The organism is Gibbsiella dentisursi, assembly GCF_039539505.1.
In the GTDB taxonomy this organism is placed as follows: Bacteria; Pseudomonadota; Gammaproteobacteria; order Enterobacterales; family Enterobacteriaceae; genus Gibbsiella; species Gibbsiella quercinecans.
The window spans coordinates 668049-694181 of record NZ_BAABDG010000007.1 but is presented as its reverse complement, the minus strand read 5'-3'; the positions used below and the strand labels follow the sequence as shown (position 1 = coordinate 694181).

24 protein-coding genes are annotated in these 26133 nt (G+C 54.2%); 15 read left to right on the top strand and 9 right to left on the bottom strand.

Annotated elements, in window-relative coordinates; translation table 11 throughout:
• Nucleotides 1–18: 18 nt before the first annotated feature.
• Both ABFX35_RS17305 and ABFX35_RS17300 read right to left on the bottom strand, forming a co-directional pair.
• Nucleotides 19–957 carry a D-ribose ABC transporter substrate-binding protein gene (locus ABFX35_RS17305; protein ID WP_279025170.1) on the bottom strand — a complete coding sequence of 313 codons (939 nt, stop codon included), beginning with the start codon at nt 955–957 and terminating at the stop codon, nt 19–21.
• A gap of 491 nt (nt 958–1448) precedes the next feature.
• Nucleotides 1449–2357: a LysR family transcriptional regulator gene (locus tag ABFX35_RS17300; RefSeq protein WP_346082390.1), complete on the bottom strand. Its 909-nt coding sequence runs from the start codon at nt 2355–2357 to the stop codon at nt 1449–1451.
• A 104-nt stretch (nt 2358–2461) separates the two neighbouring features.
• Between ABFX35_RS17300 and ABFX35_RS17295 the strand changes: the two genes are divergently transcribed.
• A complete protein-coding gene (locus tag ABFX35_RS17295; protein ID WP_346082389.1) occupies nt 2462–3091 on the top strand; it encodes an NADPH-dependent F420 reductase in 630 nt (209 codons plus the stop codon).
• A 366-nt stretch (nt 3092–3457) separates the two neighbouring features.
• On the opposite strand, the gene ABFX35_RS17285 is transcribed toward ABFX35_RS17295, so the two are convergent.
• Complete coding sequence (locus tag ABFX35_RS17285) at nt 3458–4327, bottom strand: LysR family transcriptional regulator (RefSeq protein WP_095847643.1); 870 nt, start codon at nt 4325–4327, stop codon at nt 3458–3460.
• A gap of 157 nt (nt 4328–4484) precedes the next feature.
• Entirely contained in the window at nt 4485–5393 is a 909-nt protein-coding gene (locus tag ABFX35_RS17280; RefSeq protein ID WP_279025175.1) for a LysR family transcriptional regulator, read from the bottom strand.
• Nucleotides 5394–5486: 93 nt separating this feature from the next.
• Here ABFX35_RS17280 and ABFX35_RS17275 point away from each other — a divergent pair, with 93 nt between their 5' ends.
• The 4 genes from ABFX35_RS17275 to ABFX35_RS17260 all read left to right on the top strand — a co-directional run bounded on the left by ABFX35_RS17275 (nt 5487) and on the right by ABFX35_RS17260 (nt 10091).
• Entirely contained in the window at nt 5487–6698 is a 1212-nt protein-coding gene (locus tag ABFX35_RS17275) for a pyridoxal phosphate-dependent aminotransferase (RefSeq protein ID WP_423783654.1), read from the top strand.
• Nucleotides 6699–6709: 11 nt separating this feature from the next.
• The gene (locus tag ABFX35_RS17270) at nt 6710–7495 is read left to right on the top strand and encodes an SDR family oxidoreductase (protein ID WP_346082298.1); all 786 of its coding nucleotides are present in this window, start codon (nt 6710–6712) and stop codon (nt 7493–7495) included.
• A 40-nt stretch (nt 7496–7535) separates the two neighbouring features.
• Entirely contained in the window at nt 7536–8243 is a 708-nt protein-coding gene (locus ABFX35_RS17265) for a ribonuclease activity regulator RraA (protein ID WP_095847647.1), read from the top strand.
• Between the two features lie 516 nt (nt 8244–8759).
• The gene (locus tag ABFX35_RS17260; protein WP_346082297.1) at nt 8760–10091 is read left to right on the top strand and encodes an MFS transporter; all 1332 of its coding nucleotides are present in this window, start codon (nt 8760–8762) and stop codon (nt 10089–10091) included.
• A gap of 116 nt (nt 10092–10207) precedes the next feature.
• Here ABFX35_RS17260 and ABFX35_RS17255 read toward each other — a convergent pair whose 3' ends face one another.
• Entirely contained in the window at nt 10208–11140 is a 933-nt protein-coding gene (locus ABFX35_RS17255) for a LysR family transcriptional regulator (protein ID WP_346082296.1), read from the bottom strand.
• Nucleotides 11141–11302: 162 nt separating this feature from the next.
• Here ABFX35_RS17255 and pxpB point away from each other — a divergent pair, with 162 nt between their 5' ends.
• The 4 genes from pxpB (at nt 11303) to ABFX35_RS17235 (ending at nt 14673) form a co-directional block, all read left to right on the top strand.
• Nucleotides 11303–12139, top strand: a complete 837-nt coding sequence (gene pxpB, locus ABFX35_RS17250) for a 5-oxoprolinase subunit PxpB (protein ID WP_346082295.1) — start codon at nt 11303–11305, stop codon at nt 12137–12139.
• Complete coding sequence (locus tag ABFX35_RS17245) at nt 12136–13077, top strand: 5-oxoprolinase subunit C family protein (RefSeq protein WP_279025185.1); 942 nt, start codon at nt 12136–12138, stop codon at nt 13075–13077. The genes pxpB and ABFX35_RS17245 overlap by 4 nt, the downstream gene beginning before the upstream one ends.
• Nucleotides 13078–13502: 425 nt before the next feature.
• Nucleotides 13503–14288 carry a putative hydro-lyase gene (locus ABFX35_RS17240; RefSeq protein WP_279025187.1) on the top strand — a complete coding sequence of 262 codons (786 nt, stop codon included), beginning with the start codon at nt 13503–13505 and terminating at the stop codon, nt 14286–14288.
• 178 nt (nt 14289–14466) lie between these two features.
• Nucleotides 14467–14673 (top strand): DUF1737 domain-containing protein, encoded by a 207-nt coding sequence (locus ABFX35_RS17235; RefSeq protein ID WP_095847652.1) that lies wholly within the window; start codon nt 14467–14469, stop codon nt 14671–14673.
• A 93-nt stretch (nt 14674–14766) separates the two neighbouring features.
• Here the strand turns inward: ABFX35_RS17235 and ABFX35_RS17230 are convergent, their stop codons facing one another.
• From ABFX35_RS17230 to ABFX35_RS17215, 4 genes are all read right to left on the bottom strand, one after another.
• The gene (locus ABFX35_RS17230; RefSeq protein WP_346082294.1) at nt 14767–15969 is read right to left on the bottom strand and encodes an MFS transporter; all 1203 of its coding nucleotides are present in this window, start codon (nt 15967–15969) and stop codon (nt 14767–14769) included.
• A 65-nt stretch (nt 15970–16034) separates the two neighbouring features.
• Nucleotides 16035–17342 (bottom strand): MFS transporter, encoded by a 1308-nt coding sequence (locus ABFX35_RS17225; RefSeq protein ID WP_346082293.1) that lies wholly within the window; start codon nt 17340–17342, stop codon nt 16035–16037.
• Nucleotides 17343–17457: 115 nt separating this feature from the next.
• Nucleotides 17458–19008, bottom strand: coding sequence for an FAD-dependent oxidoreductase (locus tag ABFX35_RS17220; protein WP_346082292.1), 1551 nt, complete (start codon nt 19006–19008; stop codon nt 17458–17460).
• Nucleotides 19009–19164: 156 nt separating this feature from the next.
• Nucleotides 19165–19713, bottom strand: coding sequence for a flavin reductase (locus ABFX35_RS17215; protein ID WP_346082291.1), 549 nt, complete (start codon nt 19711–19713; stop codon nt 19165–19167).
• Between the two features lie 382 nt (nt 19714–20095).
• Between ABFX35_RS17215 and ABFX35_RS17210 the strand changes: the two genes are divergently transcribed.
• From ABFX35_RS17210 to ABFX35_RS17185, 6 genes are all read left to right on the top strand, one after another.
• The gene (locus ABFX35_RS17210) at nt 20096–20998 is read left to right on the top strand and encodes a LysR family transcriptional regulator (protein WP_346082290.1); all 903 of its coding nucleotides are present in this window, start codon (nt 20096–20098) and stop codon (nt 20996–20998) included.
• A 392-nt stretch (nt 20999–21390) separates the two neighbouring features.
• A complete protein-coding gene (locus ABFX35_RS17205; protein ID WP_095847657.1) occupies nt 21391–22386 on the top strand; it encodes an enoyl-CoA hydratase/isomerase family protein in 996 nt (331 codons plus the stop codon).
• 284 nt (nt 22387–22670) lie between these two features.
• A complete protein-coding gene (locus tag ABFX35_RS17200; protein WP_346082289.1) occupies nt 22671–23525 on the top strand; it encodes a beta-keto acid cleavage family enzyme in 855 nt (284 codons plus the stop codon).
• An 89-nt stretch (nt 23526–23614) separates the two neighbouring features.
• The gene (locus ABFX35_RS17195; RefSeq protein ID WP_346082288.1) at nt 23615–24787 is read left to right on the top strand and encodes a thiolase family protein; all 1173 of its coding nucleotides are present in this window, start codon (nt 23615–23617) and stop codon (nt 24785–24787) included.
• Between the two features lie 3 nt (nt 24788–24790).
• Nucleotides 24791–25456 (top strand): 3-oxoacid CoA-transferase subunit A, encoded by a 666-nt coding sequence (locus ABFX35_RS17190; RefSeq protein ID WP_346082287.1) that lies wholly within the window; start codon nt 24791–24793, stop codon nt 25454–25456.
• A complete protein-coding gene (locus tag ABFX35_RS17185; RefSeq protein WP_346082286.1) occupies nt 25453–26097 on the top strand; it encodes a 3-oxoacid CoA-transferase subunit B in 645 nt (214 codons plus the stop codon). Before ABFX35_RS17190 ends, ABFX35_RS17185 begins: the two co-directional genes overlap by 4 nt.
• The last annotated feature ends 36 nt before the right edge of the window (nt 26098–26133 follow it).

Genomic DNA, 26133 nt, shown 5'->3' with positions numbered 1-26133 from the left:
CCATCATCGGCTCCCTGTTTACTGTGCCAGGTTGAAAGTTTTCAGTTTGCTGGCATTACTGTCATCAATCAGCACGCAGTCCATCAGTTGCTTTTCTTCCTTCTGCGCTTTGCCGTGCGTCAGATAGTAGTCCGCCTGTTCAACCGCCATCTGCGCCTGCGCCCAGCCCGGTTGCAACACGGTGGCTTTGATATTGCCCTTGTTGATGATGGAGTCGCGCACGTAGTCGCTGCCGTCAAACCCTACGACCACCACATCCTTTTTCCCCGCGGCCTTCAGCGCGGCTTCGGCACCCAGTGCCATGGTGTCGTTACCGGAGATCACCCCGACGATATTCGGGTGTTTCTGTAGGATAGTTTCCATACGGCTGAAGGCTTCAGTCTGGCTCCAGTTGGCGCTTTGCTGGGCCACCATTTTCATCTCCGGGTAATCATCGAGCACATCGTGATAGCCCTGGGAGCGCACACTGGTGTTGGTATCGGATTCTTTACCCAACAGCTCTATGTACTCGCCTTTGCCGCCCAGCAGTTTGGCGAACTTCTCTCCCCCCAACTGCGCGCCCTGATAGTTGTTGGAGACGATCTGCGCCACGGCCACGCCGGTTTTATTTATTTCACGGTCGATAAGGAAGGTTGGGATACCGGCATCTTTGGCCTTCTGTACTGGCCCGACGGTGGCATCAGCCCCGGCGTTATCCAGTATGATGGCTTTGGCTTTACGGCCGATGGCGGTTTCAATCAGTTGATTTTGTTTGCTGACATCATCATCGTGAGAGGCCGTCAACGTGCTGTAGCCGAGTGCTTTAGCCTTCTGCGCCGCGCCATCGGCTTCGGCTTTGAAGAACGGGTTATCGTGGGACGGGGTGATGATGACGATCAGCCCTTTTTCTGCTGCCAGCGCCCCGGTGGAGAACGCCATGGTGGAAAACAGTAAACAGGTAAGCAGGGTACGTTTCATTTATTATCTCCATTATGAATAAATATTCAATGATGATTTATTATTCTGTAAATATCATGCATACGCTGTGACTTGTCCAAAAAAACTGTGCGGAAAGGAGAATAGGATCACAACTTTTGTCTCTGTTTTGCTCGCGCTGAACGTGGAAGGGCATTTATGACGTTTATGCCAAGCGGCAGCAAAAATACGCCGGTTAAGCCCAAGAGCCAGGCTGCAAGCGCGGTTTGGCCATGCCTAGGGCAAAAAAGGATCGATGCATGCATTGATGCCGATGTTGATTCAGACAGCACGGAAGAGGACGTGGTGGTGGCAACGGTGAGTGTTACAGCTATCGCCAAGCCGACAGACCGTTGCATGGTGAGGCGAGTGAACGTTCGCCTTGCGGGATGTGCCGGCTTATATCATTTGTCAGCAGCCTGGCAATTGCGTCGCCCATTTTTAGCGGCTTGTTTAACTGGTGAATACGGCAGGAACAGGCTGAAAACAGGCTTTTACCTTGGCGAAGGGCTTTTAAGGCCAAATTGTTTTCGCATTGCATCAACAAAACTTTTTATTTTCATCGTTGGCCGCAGCCCTGCGGGTAATAATATATGCATCGGGCGGCTTGGCCCTTCATAATGTGGCAAAACCTGTACTAGGCGGCCTTGTTGAATTTCATCGTTCAGTACGTCTTCCGGCCCCAAGGTGACGCCATTGCCTGCTATAGCCGCGTGGAGAAGGGCTTTCCAGTCATTTGAGCGGAACCTTCCCGTTGGTTTTATTTCTTCCGTCTTGCCGTTTCTGCTGAAAACCCAGCGGCAAGGCATAGAGGGCGACCAAATACCATAAACCAGGCAAGAATGGTGAATAAGTTCGGATGGTGTTTCTGGCACTCCCGCTTTTGCTAGGTAACCAGGTGAAGCGCAGGTGATAAGCCGATAAGGGCGCAGGGGCCAGGCGACCATTGAACTATCGGCAAGCTCCCCTATCCTGATAATGACTTCGAATCCTTCTTCAATCGGATCGACGATACGGTCGTTTAATGTAAGCTCAATCTCGGTATCAGGATATTCGGCGAGATAACCATCAATAAAGCGGGGTAAGGAATATGAACCAAAGGTCAGCGGCGCGTTGACTTTGATGATACCTGAAGGGGATGTTTTCATTTCAAGTGCTACGGCATCAGCCGTTTCGGCTTCTGCCAGCACGATCTTACATCTTTCATAGTAGTTACGCCCGATGTCGGTCAGGCTCTGACGACGCGTGGTGCGATTCAATAATCTGGCGCCAAGTCGGGCTTCGAGCCACGCAACGTTTTTTGCCACCATCTGCGGGGATATTTTTAACGTATTGGCTGCTGCGGCAAAGGAACCCAGTTCGGCTGCTTTTACGAAAACCCCCATGCTGGTTAGCTTGTCCACAATTAACCCCGTTTTGTTGTTTATGTTGGTTAAACAATGCACTTTATCATTAAAGAGTAATGAAATAAGTTCTTTTTTCATTCGTGAAGAAAGAGGGTGGAGTGATGAAGATCGGGATCATAGGTGCAGGTTTTGTCGGGCGGGCCGTGGCTCAACTGGCTATTAAAGCGGGGCATACGGTTATGCTCAGTAATTCCCGCAGCCCGCAAACGCTGTTTAGCCTCCGGCCAATGATTGGCTGTGAGATAGGCGCGGCCAACGATGCGGCGATGTACGGCGATATTGTTATTATCGCTGTGCCTCTTACGGCTATCGGGCAGCTTCCGCGGGGCGTGCTTAGCGGAAAACCGGTGATTGATGCGGTTAATTATTATCCTGAACGGGATGGGCAGATTGAAGCACTGGATGCCAGGCAGACAACAACCAGTGAACTTTTGGCCGAACAACTGCCGCAGGTAAAAGTAACAAAAGCATTTAATGCCATACCCATGACGCAACTGGAAACTGATGGGCTGCCCACGGGAGATCCGGCCAGGCGCGCGCTGCCTGTTGCCGGCGACGATCCCGCAGGTAAAAAAATCGTTGCTGATCTTTATGATGCCTTTGGCTTTGACTGCGTGGATGTTGGTCCGCTGTCTGAAGGATGGCGTTTCGAAAGAGGTATGCCGACGTATTGTGTACGTATGACAAAGGGCGAACTGATACAGGCGTTAAATCAAGTTTCCCGCCGTTGAATCGCTAAAATCTGGGCGGGTGAAGCGATAGGGGGATCTTTCCCCCTATCGCCCCTTTAGGCGGTGTTAAGCCAATGGGCCGCGAATACATCATCTGGCTACTGAATACAGGAAATGACAGAGGGCTGCATGGCCAAAGCTCGGGCTATCGCGACACGTTGTTGCCGCCCCCCGAATAGTCGATGAGGATATTTGTTTGTATGCTCGGCAAGGCCGACTTCTTGAAGCATAGCCAGACTCAGTAACCGGGTCGCAATCCAGGTTTTATTTTTCTACAGAGGCAATAAATAGCTTTATGGCTGATGTCTATGCGCTTCTCACTGTATTGCATAAAACATGTTTAATGTTCACCGCGATAAAACAGAATTATTGTTTAGCATAGTGGTGCAGGCACTGGATAATCATCTGATGTAAGGGCTTATGTTGATCGGCCTGGCGCGTTGCGACGATCAGTTGGCGGCAAAAGGTGAGATCGCCCAGCGGCACTATTCGCACGTGATTTTCGCGTTCATGCCATAGCCCTGCCTGCGGCACCAGGGCTACGCCCAGATTGTTTTCCACCATCTTGACGATGGCGTCAATTTCGTCAATTTCCAGCACCTGATTTGGCTCTAGCCGTTGTTCGCGTAAAAAACGCGTGACTAACCGCCCACCGAAAGATGTGCGGTCATAACGGATGAACGGCTTTTCCCGGATGATTGCCAACGGGTTATCGCCCGCCAGATCGGGCGGTGTAATCAGCACAAAAGGCTCCTGCTTGAGCGTTTCGTAATACAGATCTTTGCTTAACGCAAAGGACGGCTTCAGGGCAATCGCCAAATCAATATGCCCGGCATCCACTTGCGTTAATAAATCAAATGAAACGCCGGGCAGCAGCTTCATTTCCAGCGCAGGCGCCTGCCGATGCAGTTGCACCAGCATCTTCGGCAGCAGGCCGGTCTGAACGGTGGCAATCGCGCCAATCTTAATGGCGCCGCGATAGCGATCCAGATCTTCCGGCTGCGACATGCGGGCAAAAATAGCCAGAATCTCTTCCGCCATGGGTAACGCCCGGTTGCCGGCGGTATTCAACTGCGCGGTGCGCCCTGAACGATCAAAGAGCTGCATACCCAGCGCCTCTTCCAGCGAGCGAATCTGGGCGCTGACTGCGGATTGCGTCAGGCCGATATGTTGCCCAGCCGCGGCAAAAGTACCGAATTGCGTTACGGCGACAAAGGTTTTGAGCTCTCGTATCATGACGACCCCATTCATTAATAAAAATGTTCATTTGCAGGGGAGGATTCTATTTTTGATAAAAAATAGTAATCACGAGCGGTAAATATTACAAGCCGTGGCTAACGCTATCTGCTGCTGCCGAGTGCGGGTTTTTTCCCGGCAGCAGTTAATCCACGCCCTATTTTTTTCCGGCGGCCGGCTGAACCGTGCGATGGTATTGCACGTGCGTATAGGTGGTAATCAGCTGTTTCAGCGTGGCTAACGGTTCGTTCAGTTCCAGCCCGGCACGGTAGATCAGGCCGATATCGCGGTGAAAGGTATGTTGCCCCAGATCCAGCACCCGAATGGTCGCCGGCCAGCGTTGATAGGTGAGCGTTTGCGGCACCAGCGCCGTGCCAACGCCATGCGCCACCAATTGGACAATGGCATCCAGTTCGTCAACTTCACAGATCTCGCGCACCGACAGGTGCATTTCCCGTAGGAAACGATCAACCTGGCGGCCGCCAAACGACGTGCGGTTATAGCGCACGAACGGCTGGCTACTCAATAATTCAACCCAATCGTCGCCGGGGATGGCGTGGGGCACCAGCAGGCGGAACGGTTCGCTCGCCAGCGTTGACCACTGCAGATCGCTGTGCAGTGAGAAAGGGGGGCGAATAATCGCCGCGATATCCAGCTCGCCGGCATCGACAAGATTAGCCAGTTCCATCGATAGCCCCGGCATCACGCGTGAACGGCATCCCGGATAGCTTTGATGAAATTTTGCCAGCACGGCTGGCAGCAACGCGCATTGCACCGAGGCGATTGCACCAATATTGACCAGGCGGCTACCGGTATCCGGCGGGGGAACTGAGCCAAGATGATCATAGAGCTCCAACAGCGCCTGCGCCTGGCGCAATACCTGTTCACCCATGGGGTTCAGATGTGCAGAGCGCCCCTTGCGTTCAAAAAGGGGAAAGCCCAGCCCGGCCTCCAGCCGTTGCATCTGGGCACTGATTGCCGCCTGGGTCAGGCCGATTTTTTTACCGGCGGCGGCAAAGGTGCCTTCACGCGCGACGGCGAGTAGCGTTTTCAGTTCGCGGATCATTGATAGATTTTATTTGAGTATTTATAAAAAATATATTGATTTTATTATTGCTTATCAAGCCCTACGATGAAGTTCAGGTCTAAATCAAGGGGGATGGATATGCAATTGCTGGGGCACCTGCTGGATTCAGTTAAACCCTCTGCTACGCTGGCGATAACCCGGCAGGCAGCGGAAATGCGGCGAAATGGCATTGACGTTATCAGTTTGTCACAAGGCGAACCGGACTTCCCAACGCCGGAGCATATTAATGCTGCGGCACGTGAAGCGATCGATCAGGGGTTAACAAAATACACCGATGTCGATGGCACGCCCGAACTGAAAGCGGCCGTTGCGCGTAAATTCGAACGCGATAATGCGCTGGTCTATGAGCGATCGGAGATCAGCGTCGGTACCGGTGGTAAACAAATTATTTTCAACGCCATGCTGGCGACGCTGGATCCCGGTGATGAAGTCATTATTCCGGCGCCGTACTGGGTTTCCTATCCGGATATGGTGCGGCTGGCGGGGGGAACGCCGGTCAGCGTTAGCTGCGGTGCAGAGCAAGGGTTCAAGTTAAAACCGGAACAGTTGCACCAGGCGATTACGCCGCGAACCAAATGGCTGATTCTCAATTCGCCGGGCAACCCGACGGGCGCCGGTTACAGCGCTGATGATTTACGCCACTTGGGTGAGGTGCTGCTGGCGCATCCGCAGGTGTATGTCTTATCCGACGATATGTATGAGCACCTGTGCTACGACGGCTGGAAGTTTGCCAATATCGCCGCAGAGGTTCCGGCGTTGCGCGAACGCACGCTGACGGTCAATGGCGTTTCCAAAGCCTATGCGATGACCGGCTGGCGCATTGGCTATGCCGGCGGGCCGAAAAAACTGATTGCCGCCATGGCGACGATTCAGTCACAAAGCACCAGTAACCCCTGCTCGATTGCACAGGCAGCCGCCCTGGCGGCGCTTGACGGCCCCATGGATTTTCTCGCGCCGCGTAATGAGATATTCCGCCAGCGCCGCGACTTGTGCCTGGCAAATTTTAATGCGACGCCGGGATTATCCTGTCTGCGCCCGGAAGGGGCTTTTTACCTGTTTCCGTCCTGCCGCGGCCTGTTCGGCCGTACCACGCCGAATGGCGTCCTGCTGCAAAACGATCTGGATGTTTGCCGTTATCTGCTCGAACAGGCGCAGGTTGCGGTGGTGCCCGGCAGCGCTTTCGGCTATGAGGGCCATTTCCGTATCTCTTTCGCCACATCGACAGAGAAACTTGAACGCGCCTGCGAGCGTATTCATCAGGCGTGCAGCCAACTGAATCAATAAGGGGAAGGCAGATGGATTTAGGCATCGCGGGGAAACGCGCGCTGGTGATGAGCGCTGGCGGCGGGCTGGGCAGCGCGATTGCGTTGGCGCTGGCAAATGAAGGCGTGACGGTTTGCCTGGCCGATAAAAATGAAGCGGCGCTGGCGGAAACGGCAGAAAAAGTGCGTGCCCAGCAGGGCACCGCCCATGTTTTTAGCTGGGACTTAAGCGATGAGGCGCAATGGCGCGTCGGCGTTGCGGCGCTGCTGGAGCGCGTCGGCGGCATCGATATCCTGATTAACAATACCGGTGGCCCGCAGCCGGGGCCGGCTTTCGGGCATGACAGTGCCATCTGGCGCAACGCCTTTGAATCCATGATTATCCCGGTTATCGGTATTACCGATATGCTGCTGCCGGGGATGCGTGAACGCGGATGGGGCCGGATTATCACCAGCACCTCCTCCGGGGTGATCACACCGATTGCCAACCTGGGTTTATCGAATGCGACGCGGATTTCTCTGCTCGGCTGGTCTAAAACGCTGGCGCGCGATGTGGCCGCGCAAGGGGTCACCGCGAATATTATCGTACCAGGCCGTATTGCTACGGCGCGGACCCGTTTTCTCGACGGCGCCCGGGCGAAACGCGAAGGGCGGGAGCTGGCCGATGTGGAAGCCGCAAGCACCGCCACCATTCCGTTAGGCCGTTACGGCCGCCCGGAAGAGTATGCCGATGCGGTGGCCTTTCTGGCCAGCGATCGGGCGGCTTACATCACCGGTTCTACCCTGCGGGTTGATGGCGGCTTAATCAATAATATCTAACGGCCGGTGCGGTATTCCACCGGCTTACAGGAGATGGCATATGACCTTGTCTAAAGACGCAGCGGCGTTTGCTACGCTGGCCAATATTACGACGGCCACGCTGACCACATTGTTATTGAAGAAGGGGCTGCGCAATGTCTGGATCCGTGGGGCGTTCCCCCTCAAATCCGGCTTGCCTCGCACCATCGGGCGTGCTTTCACCGTCCGTTTTATTCCCGCCCGTGAGGATTTGGCGACGCCGGAATCCTGGAGTTCCCCGAAGTCGACGCGTGCGGCGATTGAACTGATGCCGGAAGGCTGTATCGCGGTGGTTGATGCCAACGGCGTACAGGACGCCGGGTTCTGGGGCGATATTCTGTGCGCGCGGATGGCTAAACGCGGCGTCGCCGCGCTGGTCAGCGATGGCGTCGTTCGCGATCGGGCCGGGGTACTGGAAACCGGTTTATCGGTTTGGGCACGCGGTGCCGCCGCGCCGCCTTCGGTGGCCGGGTTGACCTTCGTTGACTGGCAGCAGCCCATCGGTTGTGGCGGCGTCGCCGTTTTCCCGGATGACGTTATCGTCGCCGACCAGGACGGCGCGGTTGTGATCCCTGCCGCGTTGTTGGACGACATCGTCGAACTGGCCGTTGAGCAGGAGCGCCTTGAAAGCTGGATCATGGCCGAAGTTAACGCCGGCGCCGCATTGCCGGGGCTTTACCCGCCGAATGAAGAAAATCGCGCTCGTTATGAGGCGACGAAAAAACAGTAATTCTCTGCTGATAACATCGCGGCGGCTTGCGAATAATCAAGCCGCCGTCGTGTTTTAATGGCGTCTTTTAATTTCCCCGTAGTCCGTTGTGTTTTTTACTCCCCCGCCGCACCCTCTGTTTTCCCCATTTTGGCGATATTGAGTTGGCTGACTTTATTCCCTAACTTGTCAAAAATATTGCTGCACCAGTACGGTGAAAATAATCTGTGATTTGCACCTGGCTGGGGATTACGGGTATTGATTATTACTTTATTTCTTTATCATCGCGGGTGGAAATATGCATTTTCTACCGCCTGATGCGATTTTTGCCATCAGTTCCGCCTTTTTATCGCCTTATCGGTGGTTGACTCATCGCGTTTGTTTATCAGTCATTTGATATACAAAACATTTTCCTGATTGGTCAGTCTGGTCCCGCACTTGCATTTATTTAGAGTAGCTAATTGAGAACTAGCTTTGCGGGCAGCGAGCATGATGTCAGCGCTGTTCATCCTTAGCAGACAACCAGACGGGTGATATATGTCATATGAACTAGAGTCTGATTTTACTGATATACGCCAGGCCGCAGTGCCTGATTCGGCCTCAATACGGATCGCAAAACGTGCGGCGATAGCTTCCATGACCGGTACCGCGATTGAATATTATGAGTTTGGTATTTATGGGTTTATGGCGGTGATTATCGGGCCGCTGTTTTTCCCCGGAGATAATCCGGCGGCGGCATTGTTGTCTATTCTGGCGGTGTTCGGCAGCGCCTTCTTTATCCGGCCGTTGGGCGGTATTTTGCTAGGGCGTATTGGCGATCGCGTGGGGCGGCGAAAGGTGCTGTTGTTAACCGTGATTGGTATGGGCGGGGCGACGGCGGCGATCGGGATGTTGCCGGTGACCGCTTCCATCGGCATTGCGGCGCCGATACTTCTGGTTTGTTTACGGCTGACACAGGGCTTTTTTGCCGGCGGGGAGATTATTGGCGCGGCGGCGTTTGTTGCTGAATCATCGCCCACCGGGCGGCGGGGGTTTTATGGCTCATTTACCCCGGTTGGCGTGGCATTGGGCGGCGCGCTGGCGGCAATTATTTGTGGCCTGGTCACCACGATTCTTGATCCGCAGCAATTGCAGGCCTGGGGTTGGCGTATTCCATTTCTGTTGACGTTGCCGCTGGTGCTGTTTTCTGTCCATGTTCGTCATCAGGTGGAGGAAACGCCGGCATTCAAAAGGTTTATCTCCGGCAATAAAAAAGTGGTGCATACGCCCTTTATGTCGGTATTGCGCGAGCACTCTTCGGCGTTGTTTCGGGTGATTATGCTGACCTTTGGGCAAAATGCCGGCTACTGGATTGGGGTGATATTTATGAATATTTATCTCACCACCTATCTGGGATATGAAAAGAGCCATGTGTTTTGGTTGATGGCGGCACTGGGATTATGCGTGGCGGCGATGATGCCGTTTTGGGGCGGACTATCCGACCGGCTGGGGCGGCGTAAATTATTATTAACCGGTTTTATTGGTTATGTAGTGATCGTTATTCCGATGATGTTGTTAATGGACAGCCACAATATTTGGATTGCTGCGCTAGCGATGTTGATTGCAACTCTGCCGATGCCGATTATTCAGTCCGTGGGCTACCCAACGTACGCCGAGCAATTCCCGACGTCGGTACGTTATACCGCGATGGCGATCAGTATTAATATCGGGGCGATCCTCGGTGGCGGTATCACTCCGTATCTGGTCACTGCGTTGATCAATAAAACCGGCATTTTGTTGATGCCGGGCTTCTTTATGGCGTTCGCTGCATTCTGTAGCCTGTTCACCCTGCTGCGTATGCGTGACACGCACAATGATGTGTTGAAATAATCGGTGCGTCGCGGCATGTGGGCATGCCGTATTACTGACGGCCAGCGTTGGATATAACATGGCGCCCCGCATTCGGACACAAGACAACACCGGGCCGGCGGCGCCGTTGATGCGGGTTACTCGATAAATTTTATCCAGTGCTCCCCCTGCCGCTGGCAGTAATTTCTGCAGACGTTATGCGCGATGTTTGCCACATCGGCGATCAGCGGGGAGGCGTTTTTCATGTAGGAAATCGCCAGTTGGAACGGCGGGGAACCCGGTAACGCCAGCTCCTGTAATGCGTGATGTTCCAGCGGCTCTTTAACCAAGATCCCGGGCATGATCGCCACCCCGACGCCTTCACGCACCAGCGCCACCAGCGTGGCCAGCGAAGGTGTGCCGGAAATGCGTAATTCGCTGGGGAGCAGGCCGTGTGCCGATGCCAGTTGTTGGGCGACGGCGACCGCGGATTCATAAGGCACTGAACCGCGCATTTGGGTCAGGAGCTGTTTACTTAAAATGTTGCGGACAAGATCATGCGTGGGGATAAGCCGGGGATGAGCGATCCAATGTATGGGCAATTCGGCGATCGGCCGGGTGATGGCAAACGGATTATTACTTTCATCGTCTTTAACCCGAATCAATAAATCAATATCGCGCCGCATTAATTGTTCTTTCAGGTTAGTGGTGAGTTCAACCGACAGATCGAGAGTAACGTCCGCCATCAGGCGGTTCATCTCTTTCATAAATTCCGGCAGGAACGTATGCACGACGGTTTCAATAATACCGATACGTATTTTGCTTTTTTCTCTGCTGGGGGATTTGGCCATGCGCTCCAGTTGCTGTGTCGATTCCAGCAAACGTTCGGCATAGGGCAATAGCCGTAAACCATCGGGGGATAATTGCAGGGTTTTATGATCCCAGTTAAACAGCACGACATTCAGTTCCGCTTCCAGCTTTTTTACACGCATAGAGATTGCCCCTGGCGTGGAATATAAGCGTTTGGCAACCTGACGGACACTGCCGATATGGGCTAACAGTACAAAAGTTTCAACAAATCGCGTGTTCATTCATGCCTCGGGTTGGTGCAATGAATGCTATGGCCGGTAAATTTGCCCATGATGAGTGCCATAACGGTTAAATTTAGCTGAACAGATTCGCAGATTATTCTGCGATAGACATCATAACCAGTCTATACCCAAAATAATTCGAGTTGCAGGAAGGCGGCTACGGTGAATGCCAGGGGAAGGGGATGTTTTTTATTTTGTCATCAGGTTTTGATTATGTTTGAACATGATAACGATTTTTCTTTTATGCCCGATGCTTCGGCGGAGTTCTCTTGGGCTGGCTGCGGCATTGTTGCTTCCGGCGATGGCTGCGTCATTCTCGAATTTTCTTCAACATTTTGCCCCGCGGCTAATCATCAGGCCGCCAACGCCGCGGCCATGCTAACCGCGGCGAAACAGGCCGGCAAGCTAACCGGCGTTCTGGATATCGTCCCGGCTATGGTGACGGTTGGGGTTCACTACCTGCCTGAACGGATCCGCTGTGGCGAGGGCGAAAACTCGCCCTATAAGGCGCTCTGCCGGCAGATTATTGCGGTTTTGCAGGCGCCTTTCTCGGCTACGCTTCAGCCGCCGCGGCAAATCGACATTCCGGTCTGTTACGGTGGTGCGTTCGGGCCCGATCTTGCTCAAACAGCGGCGCTTTGCGGCCTGTCGCCGGCGGCCTTAATTGAAAAACATACCGCACACTGGCTGGATGTGCTGATGCTGGGGTTTGCCCCGGGACATGCTTATATCGGCATGTTGGATAGCACGCTGAACCCCCCGCGACGCGCGACGCCACGGACGCAGGTGCGGCAAGGCAGCATTGGCATCGCGAATCGGCAATCGGTTATTTATCCGATGGATTTGCCTGGCGGCTGGAACATTATTGGCCGGACGCCGTTAACAGTGTTTGCAACTGACAGGGAAGAACCATGTTTATTCCGTAATGCCGATCGCGTGCGGTTTGTGGCGATTGATGAACCGACGTTTTATGCCATGGCACAGGAAGCGCAGCGATGAGTATTCAGGTTATTAAACCGGGTTTATGCACCACCCTTCACGATTCGGGGCGCTATGGGCATCAGCATTTAGGCATTCCTGTCAGTGGGCCGATGGATGAGGTGAGCCACACCGTGGCCAATCTGCTGGTGGGGAATCCCGGCAGTTGCAGTACGCTGGAAGTCACCCTGGTAGGGCCGGAGCTGTTGTTCCAGTCGCGTTGCCTGATGGCGATCGCCGGGGCCGATCTTTCCGCCACGCTGGATGGGCGGGCGATACAACCCGGCGTCGCGGTGCGGGTGGAAGCCGGCAGCGTATTGCGCTTTGGCCAGCGAATATCCGGCGCGCGCGCCTATATTGCCGTACATGGCGGCTACCTGATCCCGCCGGTATTGGGCAGTTGCAGTACCTATCGCCACGGCGGTTTTGGCGGCATGGCTGGCCGCCCGTTACAGGCCGGGGATCGTATTGCGATTCCGTCTTCGTTCAAAAATGCATTGCCGCGTTTACCGCTGCCGCGCAGCCTGCGGGTCGATCTGTTGGCGGCCGCGCCGATCCGGGTGATCCCCGGGCGGGAATGGCGCTATTTTACCGAACAAGCCCAGCAGGCGCTGACGGAAAAGGATTACCAGATCTCCAGCGCATCGGAGCGCATGGGTTATCGATTGAGCGGCGCCGCGTTGCCGCTGCGCGAACCGCTGGAGCTACTTTCAGAAGCCGTTGCCTTCGGCACTCTCCAGGTGCCCCCCAGCGGCCAGCCGATTCTGTTGATGGCCGATCGTCAGACCACCGGCGGATACCCCAAAATCGCGCATGTCATCAGCGTCGATTTGCCCCTGTTGGCCCAGCGTTTGCCCGGGGAGACGATCCATTTTACCTGGTGCGATCTTCATCACGCGCAGGCGTTGCGGACTGAACGCGCCCGCCTGCTTGATTCATTGGCGGAATATTATGGCTAAGCGGGGTTTTATCTATTCCCCGCCCAGGCGTTGATACGTAATATCTTTACCCTTCATACTTCAAGTTGCAGGTGTGTTGGCTTTCCTCGCTCACCCCAGTCACTTACTTCAGTAAGCTCCTGGGGATTCGCTGTGTTGCCGCGTGATTCGGCCATACGGCCTCACCCCTTCGGGGCCAACGCTAGCGCTGTTCAAAAACGCTTTTTCGTTTTTGTCCTGCAACTCGAATTATTTTGGGTATTTATTATTGGTGGCATCTTGGCATTAATAATGAAATAAATAAGGCTGACGTTGTGCAATGGCACAATATTGGTGCAAGCATTGTCTATAAATATTAAACAGCCACCGTGATTATTTCTGGTTAGACATCACGCCGTTGCTGCAAAAGAATAAGGCTTCCCATAATTGATTATCAGGTGATGATAATGGCAACGATTTGGCATAATCCGGCGGAGTTCCGTCAGGCCGTTCGGCAACGGCGATTTACTGTCCCAACGGCCGGGCAGTGCCCCGGATATACCCAGGGTAATCTGGCGGTTTTGCCGCACAAATATGCCGATGCGTTTTTACGCTTTGCCCGGCTTAACCCTAAATCCTGCCCGGTGATCGGCATGACGGAACCGGGTAGCGGCAAAGTACCGGAGCTTGGGGATGTAGATATCAAAACCGATTTCCCTTCCTATTATGTGTTCCATGATGGCAAGCGCGTCGCCGAGGTGGAAAATCTGCACGATGTCTGGCGTGACGATTTAGTCGGTTTTGTTATTGGTTGTTCCTATTCATTTGAAGATGCATTACTGGACGCCGGGATCCCGATCCGCCATATCGAACAGGGCACCAATGTGCCGATGTATATCACCAATATTGCCAATGGCCGGGCTGGCGATTTTGCCGGCAATATGGTGGTGAGCATGCGCCCAATGACGCCCGCGCAGGCTATTCGCGCGGTGCAGGTTACCTCGCGTTTTCCTGATGTGCACGGTGCGCCGGTGCATCTGGGGGACCCTGCCCTGATCGGCATTAGCGATATCGACGCGCCTGATTTCGGTGGCCGTTCGCTGATTCACGCGGGCGAAATCCCGGTATTTTGGGCATGCGGCGTTACGCCGCAGGAAGCCATTCGTTCCGCGGGCCTGCCGTTTGCGATTACCCACGCCCCGGGCCATATGGTGGTGACGGATATTCGTAATAGCCATCTGGCGGCATTTTAACGCGGCCGCCCGTAAGCAAAATAAATCAGCCGTTGCCCGTCAATATGCGCTTTGCCGCTACCGGCGATGAAGCAGATGTTGACGGCAACAACAGGATGCTTATTCTGAACCTTGTTCGTTTTTTATTCAGGTTGGACCGGCCTTAACCACGGCACCGACGAAAAATGGAGGTCACAGAATGAAAGCTTACCGATATATCACCGGGCCAGATGATGCTGAGTTTTGCCAACGGATTACCAAACTGCTGAACAATGGGTGGGAAATCGCCGGCCCCGCCACGTTAACATTCGACACTGAACGAAAGCGCGTCATCTGCGGCCAGCCGATAACCAAGGAGATTTCCAGCCTGGAATATACGGATGATGTCGATCTGAATGCCATTTGAGAGGATCCTTGGCTATACCGCCGGGCCGCTAAAAGAATAATGGCGTTCCCTGCAACCCGGGTCATACCGTTCATCGGCCCGGCGCCGGCTAATTTACCTGCGTTGAGATTTCGCCGCCCTGGTTCCGCTAAGGCACATCAATAAGGCAATCGAGGCCAGTAGAATGAATCCGCTGTGCCAACCGCCGCTTAATTGATGAATCACCCCGACCACAATCGGCCCGGTTGAGGCCACGATGTAGCCAACGCCTTGTACAAAAGAGGATATTCGGCGGTTTTCATCCAGATTGCCGGCGATGTCGATGACCAAAGTGAAGACCACCAGAAAGCCGCCTCCGGCGCCGATCCCGCCGCAAATTATCCATAGCGGCCACAGGCCGGGATAGGCCAACAGCCCGGCCGGCATACAAAACCACGCCAGGCCCACGATAAGAAAGCGCGTGGCCTTGGAAAAATGCGCGGCCGAACCCAGCCAGGGGATGCCAAAGCAACCGAGGATACCGAGGATCTGAAACAGTGAGGCCGCCATTCCGGCGCCGCTGGTATTCATATTTGCGGCGTGTTTCAAATAGTCCGGCAGCCAGGCGGTCATGGCGTAAAACAGGAATGTGTGCGCTGAAAATGCGATGGCCAGTAACCAGACCACCGGGCGGCGCCATACTTGCTCTGCGCTTGCCCGCTGGGAAGGCGTTTGCTCACCGGCCTCCCGTTGGGAAGAGGGCAAGGGGGGCTGCATGGCCGCCGGTGAGGAACGCTTAACATGGTTGACCGCCAGCCATAGCATGATGGCCAGTACGGCCAGCCCGCTCCAAACGGCCAGCGCGGCGCGCCAGCCGATCACCGCGGCTAACGGCGCCGTTAACGCGGCGGTCAGCATGGCGCCGATACTCATCGACATGACATACAATCCGGTAATCAGGCTCGAGCGGTGTTGGAAGTCCCGGGCGATTACCATCAGGCTGGCGATGTTGCCAAGCGTCAAGGCCGCGCCGAGAAGCAATGTGCCCGCCAAAACCAGGCTTAATCCATCAGCCGAACGCAGCAAGGTTCCCAGTGTTACGCCGAACAGAGTGACATAAATGGCCTTCTCGATACCTACGCGCGCAATGACCGCAGAGGCGACGGGTGCCAGTGCGCCGAAGCACAATACCGGAATCGTCGTCAGTAATCCCGCCAGGCCTGAATTAATATGCAGATCGGCCTTAATGAACTCAATCACTGATGGCAATGATGTCAGCGGCGCCCGCAGATTCATCGCCAATGTGATAAAGGCAAACAACAGCAGTGAATGATACATATGTTTTCTCTGGCCTTTAGTCACACCGGCAGTATTCCGCCCCCGCAGGGAGATTTCCTCTGGTTTCAATTTTTGTTTGCTTCCAGCGTCGGGTGGCTATCTTTTTGCTCTTTGCGGCGATTCAGGAAGAGCGAAAGGATTAATCCGACTAGTGCGACCAACGCAATAATATTGATAATGCTAATATAATTGCCCGTGGCGGCCAGCGCCTTTGCCGAGACGAACAAGCCGACGGTACCCCCGAATGAACCGATGCCCAGCCACAGCCCATTCATGCGCCCAACGATGCGATGATCGTAAGATTCCGCTATTTTAGCTTGTAGCATTGGCATCAGCATACCGATACCGAAGCCCGGCAGGATCAGGCACAGCATCAAAACCGCTTCCTGGCGATAAACTTGCTGGAATTGAATCGCGCCGTATACGGTAGTCAGCACCATGGCGACCGTGATGATGCCTCCGGGCCGGCCATTGAAGTATTTGCCGGCGATATATCCCCCGATCACCGGAGCAATGACCGAGGCCACCTGTAAAACGGCCGTCAGGCTGCCGCCTGCGATGGGCCCCAGCCCTAAACCAATGGGTTCGGCTTCCGAAAAATAGGAAGGCGTCAGGCTAAAGACGGACTGTAGGATCCAGTTGGCGGCGAAGGTGGCCGCAATGCCGATCCAGGTATATCGGGAAAGTAACGCCGCTTTGAATAACCCTTCACCGGGGGCATTGTCGGCGATTTCGTTGGGGCCGGGCGCCTCATCCGTTAATAATGGTGCCTTATTTCTGGCGATGCTAAAAATAATCAGGCAATAAATCAGCGAAACCAGCGCAAAAAGTGAGATGGCCGCCATGGATAATTTCCAATTACCCAACAAGGTATATATCACTGGTGCAATCACAACGCTCAACATGGCGCCGAGAGGAATAAACGCACCGGTGATCCCTAATGCAAACGCCCTCTGTTTTCCCGGGAACCATTGCATTATCAGCGGCACCGTTGCCGCCATACAAAAACCGACGGCACACCCTTGCAGAATGCGAATAATGACCACGCTGGCGTAGGAATTGCCAACCCATAGCGTCGCCAGTGTTGGCACAAATGACAGGATAATACTGACGATAATCGATATTGCTGGGGTGAATCGGTCAATAAAGGGGCCGCTGATAAAGAAGGAGAGGTTAGAAAACAGCATAAAATAGGTCATCAACTGCACCGCTTCGGGAAACGCGATCCCCAAATCCTTGGCGATGACGCCAAATAATGGCGCGTAAGACATAGCGGCAAGCTGGAAAGATACGCCGGCCAGGCAGCATCCGGCGAGTATTGCCCAGCGTATTGATGGATAAGGCGATTGTTGTGACGTGTGGTGAGCACTCATACTGATTACTCCTGGTACCCGCGCGCTATCATTAATTATTAATGCGGCGCGGTTGTTGGATAGGGCCAGTTTGCAATGCGTGTTGTTTTCCCCCCCAGAGGCCGGGGGGGATGGCTTATTGTTTCGCCAGCTGTTCGCCCAGCACATAGCTCAAGGTGATGGCGCGGCCGTGGCTTAACCCTGGCGCCATGAGAGGGTATTCGCTGGCGAAAAAATTACCCTGTATGTTGCCAGCCGCATAAAGCCCTGGGATTTTGTTGCCGTTGATATCAAGCACCTGCATGTCGGGATCGCAATCAAGGCCCCCCACGGTTACGAGCAGGTGGGAGCGGATCGGCACGGCGTAATAGGGCGGTTGTTCGATGGGGAACATCAGATAGGGTTCTTTGTTAAAGTCCGTGTCTTTACCGCTATGCGCCATTTCGCTGTATCGTTTGCAGGTTGCGACGAAGTTATCGACGGGGACGCCTATCTGTTGCGCCAGCGCTTCCAGCGTATCGGCCCGGTAGAGGCGGCCTTTGTCGGCATGGGCGTTCAGCACGTCAATGGGCTCGGTCACCGGGCCGTCAAAGCCGCTCTGGAATGTTTGATGATCGCTCTCATATCTGGCGTCGAAAATCGCCCACGCCAGCTGATTGGGTTGGCGGAAGCGGCCGTTAACCAGGCTCTGGTTAGGCAACGACTCACTTTGGAACCGTTTGCCAAACTGGTTAACGTGCATGAACGATTGGTTGCCGCACATCAAATCAACATGAAAACCGGGAATGGTATGCAACATCACCGGATGCGGCCAGTTTTGCAGGCCGGCGCCTATCCACAAGGCCTGGGCCAACGTTTCACCGGCATTGCCGCCCTGGGGATTATAGGTTTTGATTTCGGCTTTATTGATGATTGGGCACCAGGCATCGATCATCGCTTGGTTTTCAGAGTATCCGCCGCTGGCCAATATCACGGCTTTGGCCGCCGTGAATTTCACAGCGTGCCCATCCTGTGTTTGGCCGATTACGCCGCTTACCCGGCCATTGTCTTCGCGCAGGATTTGCTCGCTGGCAACGTTGTAATAGAAGGCAACCCCCAGTTTTTTACACTGATCCTCGATAAAGCCGAGAAATGCCTGCTGGGTAGGGATGTATTCATTCCCGGTACTGATCTTCTGGTCCGCGCGTGCAAAAATATGCGCCGTCGGGTATTGGCGGTAAAGGTCCGGATACTGTTTGGCCACGCTAAACGCATCGGCGAGAGCGATTTTCATGCCGTTGGCTTCACACAGATCGATGTAGTGATCGAATACCCGGCCGCTTTGGCGTACCCATATAGACAACAGTTCAGGATGCACTTTGTTATTGGCGAAGCGGATGAGATCGGCAAAAATCAGGTCTTCATCAATCTCTTTGCCTGATTGAAGTTGCAGTTTGCTATTGACGGCGCCGTTGTCCATCCCGCGGGCAGAGAAGGTGGAGAATTTTTCGACCACGGCAACTTTCAGCCCGTGTTCCGCTGCTGAATGGGCGGCAAACAAACCGGCGCAGCCCGCACCGATGATGACAACATCACTTTCGACAATTTGCGTGATTTTATTATCAGGGATTGGCTGGGGCGGCGTGTCCCAGCCAGGGACAGGCAGATGGTTTTCTGGCTCTTGCCATTTATTGTATGAATTGATCATTTTTTCCTCTTAACTTTACTAATCGGTTGGCCGGAGATTAACCGGAAATGATAAATAAAAATGTTAAGCAATTATCGCTATGCAAACGTCAATGTCTGTGAAGTGTTAAAGTTATTGTGAATAACGTTTGCAGTAATGCTATTTAATGAATGGTGATTAAGCGATCGCTGCGTCAATCTTTTTTACGTAACGATAGGCCCGGTCAAAATAAACCAGTGAATGACGACTTTGCCATTTTTCAATGGCGACAATGCGGCCGATGAATATGCTGTGCGTCGTGGTTTCGTGAAGATTCTCTAGCACACAGTCAACATTTAACAGGGCATTTTTTAACGCAGGGCTACCGGTGCGTAATGTTTGCCAGTCGGCTGATGCGTATCGCTTGTCCATCTCTGTGTTTTTATCGGCAAAAACACCCGCCAGGTTGGCTTGCGCATAGGAAAGCGCATTTACGCAAAAGTGGCCGTTGCGCTTAAACAGGTCATGTTGGGCGGATTCCCGCCGCATACAAACCAACAACGATGGCGGGGAGTCGGAAAGGCTGCATACCGCGGTGGCCGTGAAGCCGCCTCTGCCCGCCACGCCATCTGTCGTGATGATATGCACGGCGGCACAAATTTGTGACATCGCATCACAAAACTCACTTTTCGATACCGCCTGCATTTCAGCCATGGTTGCCGTATCGGGTTTCCTGTTATTCGTCATAGAATTCTCCGGATGATGCTGAAAATAATGTGATCTGTTTTACAAATTATGATGGCGCGGTTTTTACATTCGAAATTAGCACTGGGTTTCTTGTACCTTAATTAAATATGAAATGGTAATTCTTTTTTTATTCGCAATATATGTAAATAATGCATAGCAAATCGTTAACCTATTCCCGCGTCAATCAAGAATGTCGGAACCATGATTCAGCCTTTTATCCTCACTCTGGAATATGCCGTTGCCGCTTTTTTCTGAACCGCGTCATGTTCTGGTGACATAACCAATGCGGGGCGCATGTTATTGAGATAGCGTTATCCTGCAGCAAAGTGATTAATCTTCCAGAGAGTAACATTAGAATCGATTAATAATCATGAGGTTATCTATGAAGATGCAACTTCTGTATGAATTTATGCAGCTAGCAAATTTGCTTAATTTTAGCCAGGCCGCGCAAAAAATGAACGTCACGCAACCTGTACTTAGCCGCCATATGAAAATGCTGGAAGACAAGTTAGGCGTAGTGTTGTTTATCCGTAGTACGCATAAGGTCGCACTGACATCAGCCGGTAAACTGTTTTTAGAGGAAGCGCGCAAAATCGTCCAACAGTACGAAGGCTCATTGGCGATCATCAATGCCTTTGCCGGCAAGGGCTACCGGCAATTGAAGATCGTGGTGTTAGGTGAGGCCATACAGGATTTCCTGACGCCTTTTTTAACGCAGTTTCAGCAGGACTATGCCGATATCGCGATAGAGTGCCGCGACAACGAATTGGATGAGGCGCTGCGTTTTCTGGAAGAGCACGCCTGCGATCTGGGGTTCGTGATCCGCCCCAATTTCCTGGAAAACAACCGCTTTTGTGCGTTGCCGTTTCTTACCGATCCGCTGTGCGTGGCGGTGAACCGGCATCATCCTCTGGCTAAACGGGGCAAGGTATCGCTGAGGGAGGTCAGTGAATGGCCGATTATCCGCGTCGACCATCGCGAATCCCCGTTATTCGAGCAATTCAGCACACGCTTTCTCGACCATTACAACATCACCTACAGGCTGGATAAAGAATACCCCAACCTGAAAACCTGCTGCTTTAATCTGGAATACCGGAAAGACGTGGCGCTACTGATGCCGAAGCATCGGCAGTACCTGCTCGGCGATAACAGCGTGTTGCTGGAGGTCATCGAAGATGATTACTGGTTCAATCTGGAATTGGTTTGGGATAATCAAAATACCAATGCGGATATCAATATTTTTTTAACAGAGTTTAGAAAGTTTTTAGATGCCAATCACGGATAGTGTGTTCGCCGGCCCGCCGAAGAGATAGGTTATTCTCCTCGGCGCGGATAACTCTATGTGATTTAACTCACAATAATTAATTGTCGTTGCCGTTTCTTTGTTGGGGAAAGGCTGCCCCATTTAATATGAGGTGTTTTATTTTATGCTTGTTTTTCAATCGCTATAAAATATTCTCACGTTGATTTTTCTTGGTTATGTGAAAATGACATAGCCATAAAGATAAAAAAGAATTTCTCCCAACTTTTAGGTGGTGCTACGTTCTGAGTCGTCGCCAGGTGGCTAAAAATTCTTGCCACTGTTGCTAATACGACATTCTGCGGCGAATGCGAGCGGCTGTCGTAAGGGATATTAGACGTTACTCACCCTCATAGTGATTTATTAAGGAGTTATTCATGGTAATTAAAGCCAACTATGAATCCGATCATGATAAACGTAAAGAAATGTCGCATAAGGAATTGGGGACGATTCCTCATATGCCTTTCGAAGAATACTCGGAAAGACTGAAGCATTGCTTTACCATGAAAAGAAAGAACGGCATCCTGGAAGCCCGTTTGCATACCAATGGCGATAGTTTGCAATGGGGCGCGCCGGCCCATCAGGGGTTGCATTATTTCTTTAACTGGGCGGGAAGAGATCCGGATAACGAAGTGATTATTCTTGGCGGCACCGGGCAAGACTTTATGAAAGGGATTGGCCGGATTGATGATCAAGGCCAGTGGCAACCGGCAACCGAATTTAATTCCGCCCCGGAAGAAGCCTGGAAGATGTACGACTATCAGTATTACGATGGCACCAGGGACATTGAAGGCCAGGTGTTCGATATTCAAGTGCCCACTATCGGCGTATGGAACGGCGCGGCTTTTCACACCGATCTGGTGTTGTTTAATGATATTACCCTTTGCACGGAAGATGCCTGGACCACTGAGATGCATTTTCGCGTAAATATGGTGCCGGGCGATGGCATTGGGATTGCCTGGCGTGAGTTGATGGGGCGCAAGAGATATGCCTATGCGGAACTGACCGGTGAGATTATTACCGCGCGCAAGGCGTTGGCGTTGGGTATGGTCAACGAAATCTGCGCCGACACCGAAGCTTGCTATGATCGCGCCTGGGAGATCGCCGAGCTGATTATGCGCACCGGCACCCGCGTCACCCGTCGTATTACCACCCAGCAGTTGCGCAAAGCCTGGAAGGAAGACATCGCCAACGAACTGCGTAATGCCTTCGCGGCGGAGATGTACGTCACCGCCACCGAACACTCGCCCCACGAAGTTAATTACTGGCAATGGGCCAAAGAAGAAGCGGAGCTGGTTAAAGCCGCAGAGAAAAATGGCCAGGTGGTGCGCCCGCGCATCGGTGGTGGGCAGGCAGAAGACGAAATTAAATAATCTTCTGCGGCCAGTTTGGTAACGGCATAATTAAAATAACCGGCTTATACTCGCCATATTTCACATTGCATATGGGGTGGCGGCGTTCATTCACCGAAAGCCAGCCTGCGGCTGGTCAAATGTCGGTTGTTTATTGCGCACCGTTTTTTCCGATATTTAATAATTAATGTCGGTGGGGCGGTGCAAGAATAAAACATTTATTTCCCCATGATGGCAAGATGCGCGTTTTATTTAATACAACATGCCGTTTAAAAAATAACAACGACAGTAAGCGGGAGTGTTTCATGAAAACCGGAAACGACGTCATTATTTCTGCTGCCCTGACCGGCGCGGTAACGCCGAAAGAGATTAACGAATATATTCCGCTCACACCGGAGGAAATTGCTGCCGACGCCTACCGGTGCTGGCAGCAAGGGGCGGCGGTGGTTCATCTGCATATGCGCGATGAACACGGCCTGGGCACGATGGACCGTGAACGCTTTGCCGAAACCATCCGCTTGTTACGGGAATACCGGGACTGCGACGTCATCATCAACTGCACCACCTCCGGCGACCACCGGGCCAGCGATGAACAGCGCATGGCGCACGTCTCGACGCTGAACGGTATCGAAATCGCCTCTTGGGATGCCGGCTCGTTCAACTGGATGCCCGGCGGGGTGTTCGTCAACAGCCCACAGTTCTTGGGGCGCCTGGCCGCAGTCCTGAAGGATCGCGGCATCAAGCCCGAGGTGGAGATTTTCGACAGCGGCATGCTGGGGGTTGCCCACTATTTTGCTGAGCAAGGGGTGTTGAACACGCCGCTTCACTATCAGTTCTGCCTCGGTATTCCGGGGGGCATGCCCGCCACAGTGGAAAACCTGCTTTATCTCACCCGGCAGATTCCCGCAGGTTCCACCTGGTCGGCCTTCGGGGTGGGCAAATCGCACCTGCCGATACTGTTTGCCGCGTTAGCGTTGGGCGGCCACGTGCGCGTGGGGCTGGAGGATAACGTCTATTTCAGCAAGGGCGTCAAGGCGAGCAACCCTCAATTGGTGGAACGTGCGGCGCAAGCCGTGCAGCTATTTGGTAAACGGGTGGCCACGCCGGCTATCGCCAGAGAGATTCTGGGCATTGCGCCGCTCACCGTTAATGCGCGTTAAACACTGTCGTCGGCAGGAGCAACGGCCATTTCCGCGTGAGCGCGCTGATATCAATAGGCCGATAAGCATGCCGAGACGTTAAGGAAAAAATGATGAGAGAAGCCGTTATTGTTGCAGCGGCGCGCACGCCCATCGGCCGCTGCCGCGGTGTATTGGCGCCGGTGCCAGCGCACATACTGGGTGCCCTGGCGGTAAAAGAGGCGGTGCGCCGCGCCGGCATTGCTGCCGAAAGTATCGACGACGTGATTTTCGCCAATCTGATGAATCACGAGATTAACAACATGGGGCGCATGGTGGCGTTAGAAGCGGGCCTGCCCATTTCGGTTCCCGGCATCACGCTCGATCGTCAGTGCGCGGCGTCGCTCAACGCATTGGCCTACGGGGCTATCCAGATTATGGCGGGCTTTGCCGATGTGATCGTCGCCGGCGGCGTAGAGAGCGATTCGCGCCGCACCTGGATGCTGGAAAAAACCGACATGGCTTATTCCGTGCAGCCGCCACGCTTCGTGGACATTCATACAGCACCGGACAGCTTGGGTAACCCGCCGATGGGGATCACCGCGGAGAACATTGCCGAGAAATACGATTTCAGCCGCCGGCAACTGGATGCGTTTGCGCAACGGAGTCACCAACGGGCAAGTGCTGCCTGGCAGGCCGGGTGTTATGACGAACAGATTGTGCCCGTGACCGTAATGGACAGAAAAGGGCGGGCGACAGCGGTCAGCCGCGACGAATCGGTGCGCCCCGATTGTTCGCTAGAGACGCTGGCCACGCTGCGCCCCAGTTTCCGCCCCGACGGGGTGGTCACGGCGGGCAACAGTTCGCCGATGAGCGACGGTGCCGGTGCGCTGGTGGTGATGGAGCGCGGCCTGGCGGAGCGAACGGGCCGGGAAATCCTGGGCGTATTTCGCGGCTATGCCGCCGCCGGTGTTGATCCCAACTACATGGGGCTCGGGCCGGTGCCCGCGACCGCCAAGCTCCTGCAGCAAACCGGGTTGTCGGTGAGCGATATCGATCTGTGGGAGCTGAATGAAGCCTTTGCCGCGCAATCGCTGGCTTGCATGTTGGAAATCGGTATGGATCCCGATCGGGTCAACCCAAATGGGGGCGCCATCGCCATGGGCCATCCATTGGCCGGCACCGGCGCGATCCTGGCCGCGAAAGCGGTGTACGACATGCGCCGCCGCCACCTGGACAATGCCGTTATCACCTTCTGCGTCGGCGGTGGTCAGGGCGTGGCGGTATTGCTGACGAGGGAATAAACCATGGCGACTAAATTTGCACTACCCGAAGAGATTATCGCGCTGTTTAAAGACGGGCAGACGCTGATGTGCGGCGGTTTTGCCAACCACGGCGTGCCGAATCGGCTCATCGATTGCGTCATCGCCAGCGGGGCGCGGCATTTCACCCTGATCTCTAACGACAGCGGCGACGCCAACCTGACGATTGGGCGCCTGATCCATCACGGGCTGGTCGACAAGCTGATCGCTTCGCATATCGGCCGCAATACCGAAACCGTGGCGCTGGTGGCGGCAGGCAAGATCGCGCTGGAGCTGGTGCCGCAAGGTAGCCTGGCGGAGCGCATGCGTTGCGGCGGTTCCGGGCTGGGCGGCGTGCTGACGAAAACGGGGTTGAGTACGGTGGTCGATAAGGGCAAACAGCACATTGAGGTGGATGGCGAAGAGTGGCTGCTGGAAACGCCGCTGCGGGCGGACATCGGCCTGGTGCGCGCCCGCACCGCCGATCCGTTGGGCAACCTGACCTATCGCGGCACGATGCGCAATTTTAACCCGCTGGTGGCCAAGGCGGCCAACCTGACGCTGGTCGACGCCGATATACAGGTAGACGTGGGCGAACTGGGCGTTGATAGCATCGTCACGCCCGGCGTCTACGTGAACAAGATCCTGACGGTTCAGGGGGAACGGCTATGAACCCACGTAACAGAATCGCCCGCCGCGCGGCGGAGTACTTCACCGACGGCGACGTCATCAACCTCGGCATCGGCATACCCAGCCTGTGCAGCGACTATGCCCCGCCTGGGGTGATGTTCCACACCGAAAACGGCCTGGTGGGGATGGGGCCGCTGGTGGAGGGCGTGTTGGCGGTAGAGGGCTTTTCCAATGCCACTGCCCTGCGTTTTATTCCGGTACCCGGCGCCAGTGCGTTCGACAGTGCGGAATCTTTCGCGCTGGTGCGTTCCGGCAAGTTGGCGGCGACGGTGCTGGGCGGGTTACAGGTGGCGGCAAACGGCGATTTGGCCAACTGGGCCCAGCCCGGCCGGGTGTTCGGGATGGGGGGCGCGATGGATTTGGTCAGCGGCGCCCGCAAGGTGATCGTCACCATGGAACTGTGCACCAAAGACGGTAAGCCGAAGGTGGTCAACGCCTGTAGCTATCCGCTGACCGGGCGCCGCTGCGTGGATCATATCGTTACCGAACAGTGCGTCATCGACGTCACGCCCGATGGGCTGGTGCTGGTTGAACTGCTGGAAGGGCTGACGCCGGACGACATCCAGAGCCAGGTGGAACCCCGGCTGATCGTACCCGCATCGCCGAAGGTGATGTCGGCCTGACACGGTGTGCGAATGGTGCGCTATCGCATCGGTTCA

What these genes read in the sequence shown, in the direction of transcription:
- ABFX35_RS17305 (WP_279025170.1), bottom strand. Translation starts at nt 957, where the DNA reads ATGAAACGTACCCTGCTTACCTGTTTACTGTTTTCCACCATGGCGTTC.
- ABFX35_RS17235 (WP_095847652.1), top strand. Translation starts at nt 14,467, where the DNA reads ATGAAAGCTTACCGATATATCACCGGGCCAGATGATGCTGAGTTTTGC.
- ABFX35_RS17255 (WP_346082296.1), bottom strand. Translation starts at nt 11,140, where the DNA reads ATGAACACGCGATTTGTTGAAACTTTTGTACTGTTAGCCCATATCGGC.
- ABFX35_RS17225 (WP_346082293.1), bottom strand. Translation starts at nt 17,342, where the DNA reads ATGAGTGCTCACCACACGTCACAACAATCGCCTTATCCATCAATACGC.
- ABFX35_RS17190 (WP_346082287.1), top strand. Translation starts at nt 24,791, where the DNA reads ATGGCGACTAAATTTGCACTACCCGAAGAGATTATCGCGCTGTTTAAA.
- ABFX35_RS17275 (WP_423783654.1), top strand. Translation starts at nt 5,487, where the DNA reads ATGGATATGCAATTGCTGGGGCACCTGCTGGATTCAGTTAAACCCTCT.
- ABFX35_RS17280 (WP_279025175.1), bottom strand. Translation starts at nt 5,393, where the DNA reads ATGATCCGCGAACTGAAAACGCTACTCGCCGTCGCGCGTGAAGGCACC.
- ABFX35_RS17285 (WP_095847643.1), bottom strand. Translation starts at nt 4,327, where the DNA reads ATGATACGAGAGCTCAAAACCTTTGTCGCCGTAACGCAATTCGGTACT.
- ABFX35_RS17205 (WP_095847657.1), top strand. Translation starts at nt 21,391, where the DNA reads ATGGTAATTAAAGCCAACTATGAATCCGATCATGATAAACGTAAAGAA.
- ABFX35_RS17195 (WP_346082288.1), top strand. Translation starts at nt 23,615, where the DNA reads ATGATGAGAGAAGCCGTTATTGTTGCAGCGGCGCGCACGCCCATCGGC.
- ABFX35_RS17230 (WP_346082294.1), bottom strand. Translation starts at nt 15,969, where the DNA reads ATGTATCATTCACTGCTGTTGTTTGCCTTTATCACATTGGCGATGAAT.
- ABFX35_RS17215 (WP_346082291.1), bottom strand. Translation starts at nt 19,713, where the DNA reads ATGACGAATAACAGGAAACCCGATACGGCAACCATGGCTGAAATGCAG.
- ABFX35_RS17210 (WP_346082290.1), top strand. Translation starts at nt 20,096, where the DNA reads ATGAAGATGCAACTTCTGTATGAATTTATGCAGCTAGCAAATTTGCTT.
- ABFX35_RS17200 (WP_346082289.1), top strand. Translation starts at nt 22,671, where the DNA reads ATGAAAACCGGAAACGACGTCATTATTTCTGCTGCCCTGACCGGCGCG.
- ABFX35_RS17270 (WP_346082298.1), top strand. Translation starts at nt 6,710, where the DNA reads ATGGATTTAGGCATCGCGGGGAAACGCGCGCTGGTGATGAGCGCTGGC.
- ABFX35_RS17185 (WP_346082286.1), top strand. Translation starts at nt 25,453, where the DNA reads ATGAACCCACGTAACAGAATCGCCCGCCGCGCGGCGGAGTACTTCACC.
- ABFX35_RS17245 (WP_279025185.1), top strand. Translation starts at nt 12,136, where the DNA reads ATGAGTATTCAGGTTATTAAACCGGGTTTATGCACCACCCTTCACGAT.
- ABFX35_RS17220 (WP_346082292.1), bottom strand. Translation starts at nt 19,008, where the DNA reads ATGATCAATTCATACAATAAATGGCAAGAGCCAGAAAACCATCTGCCT.
- ABFX35_RS17295 (WP_346082389.1), top strand. Translation starts at nt 2,462, where the DNA reads ATGAAGATCGGGATCATAGGTGCAGGTTTTGTCGGGCGGGCCGTGGCT.
- ABFX35_RS17240 (WP_279025187.1), top strand. Translation starts at nt 13,503, where the DNA reads ATGGCAACGATTTGGCATAATCCGGCGGAGTTCCGTCAGGCCGTTCGG.
- ABFX35_RS17265 (WP_095847647.1), top strand. Translation starts at nt 7,536, where the DNA reads ATGACCTTGTCTAAAGACGCAGCGGCGTTTGCTACGCTGGCCAATATT.
- ABFX35_RS17260 (WP_346082297.1), top strand. Translation starts at nt 8,760, where the DNA reads ATGTCATATGAACTAGAGTCTGATTTTACTGATATACGCCAGGCCGCA.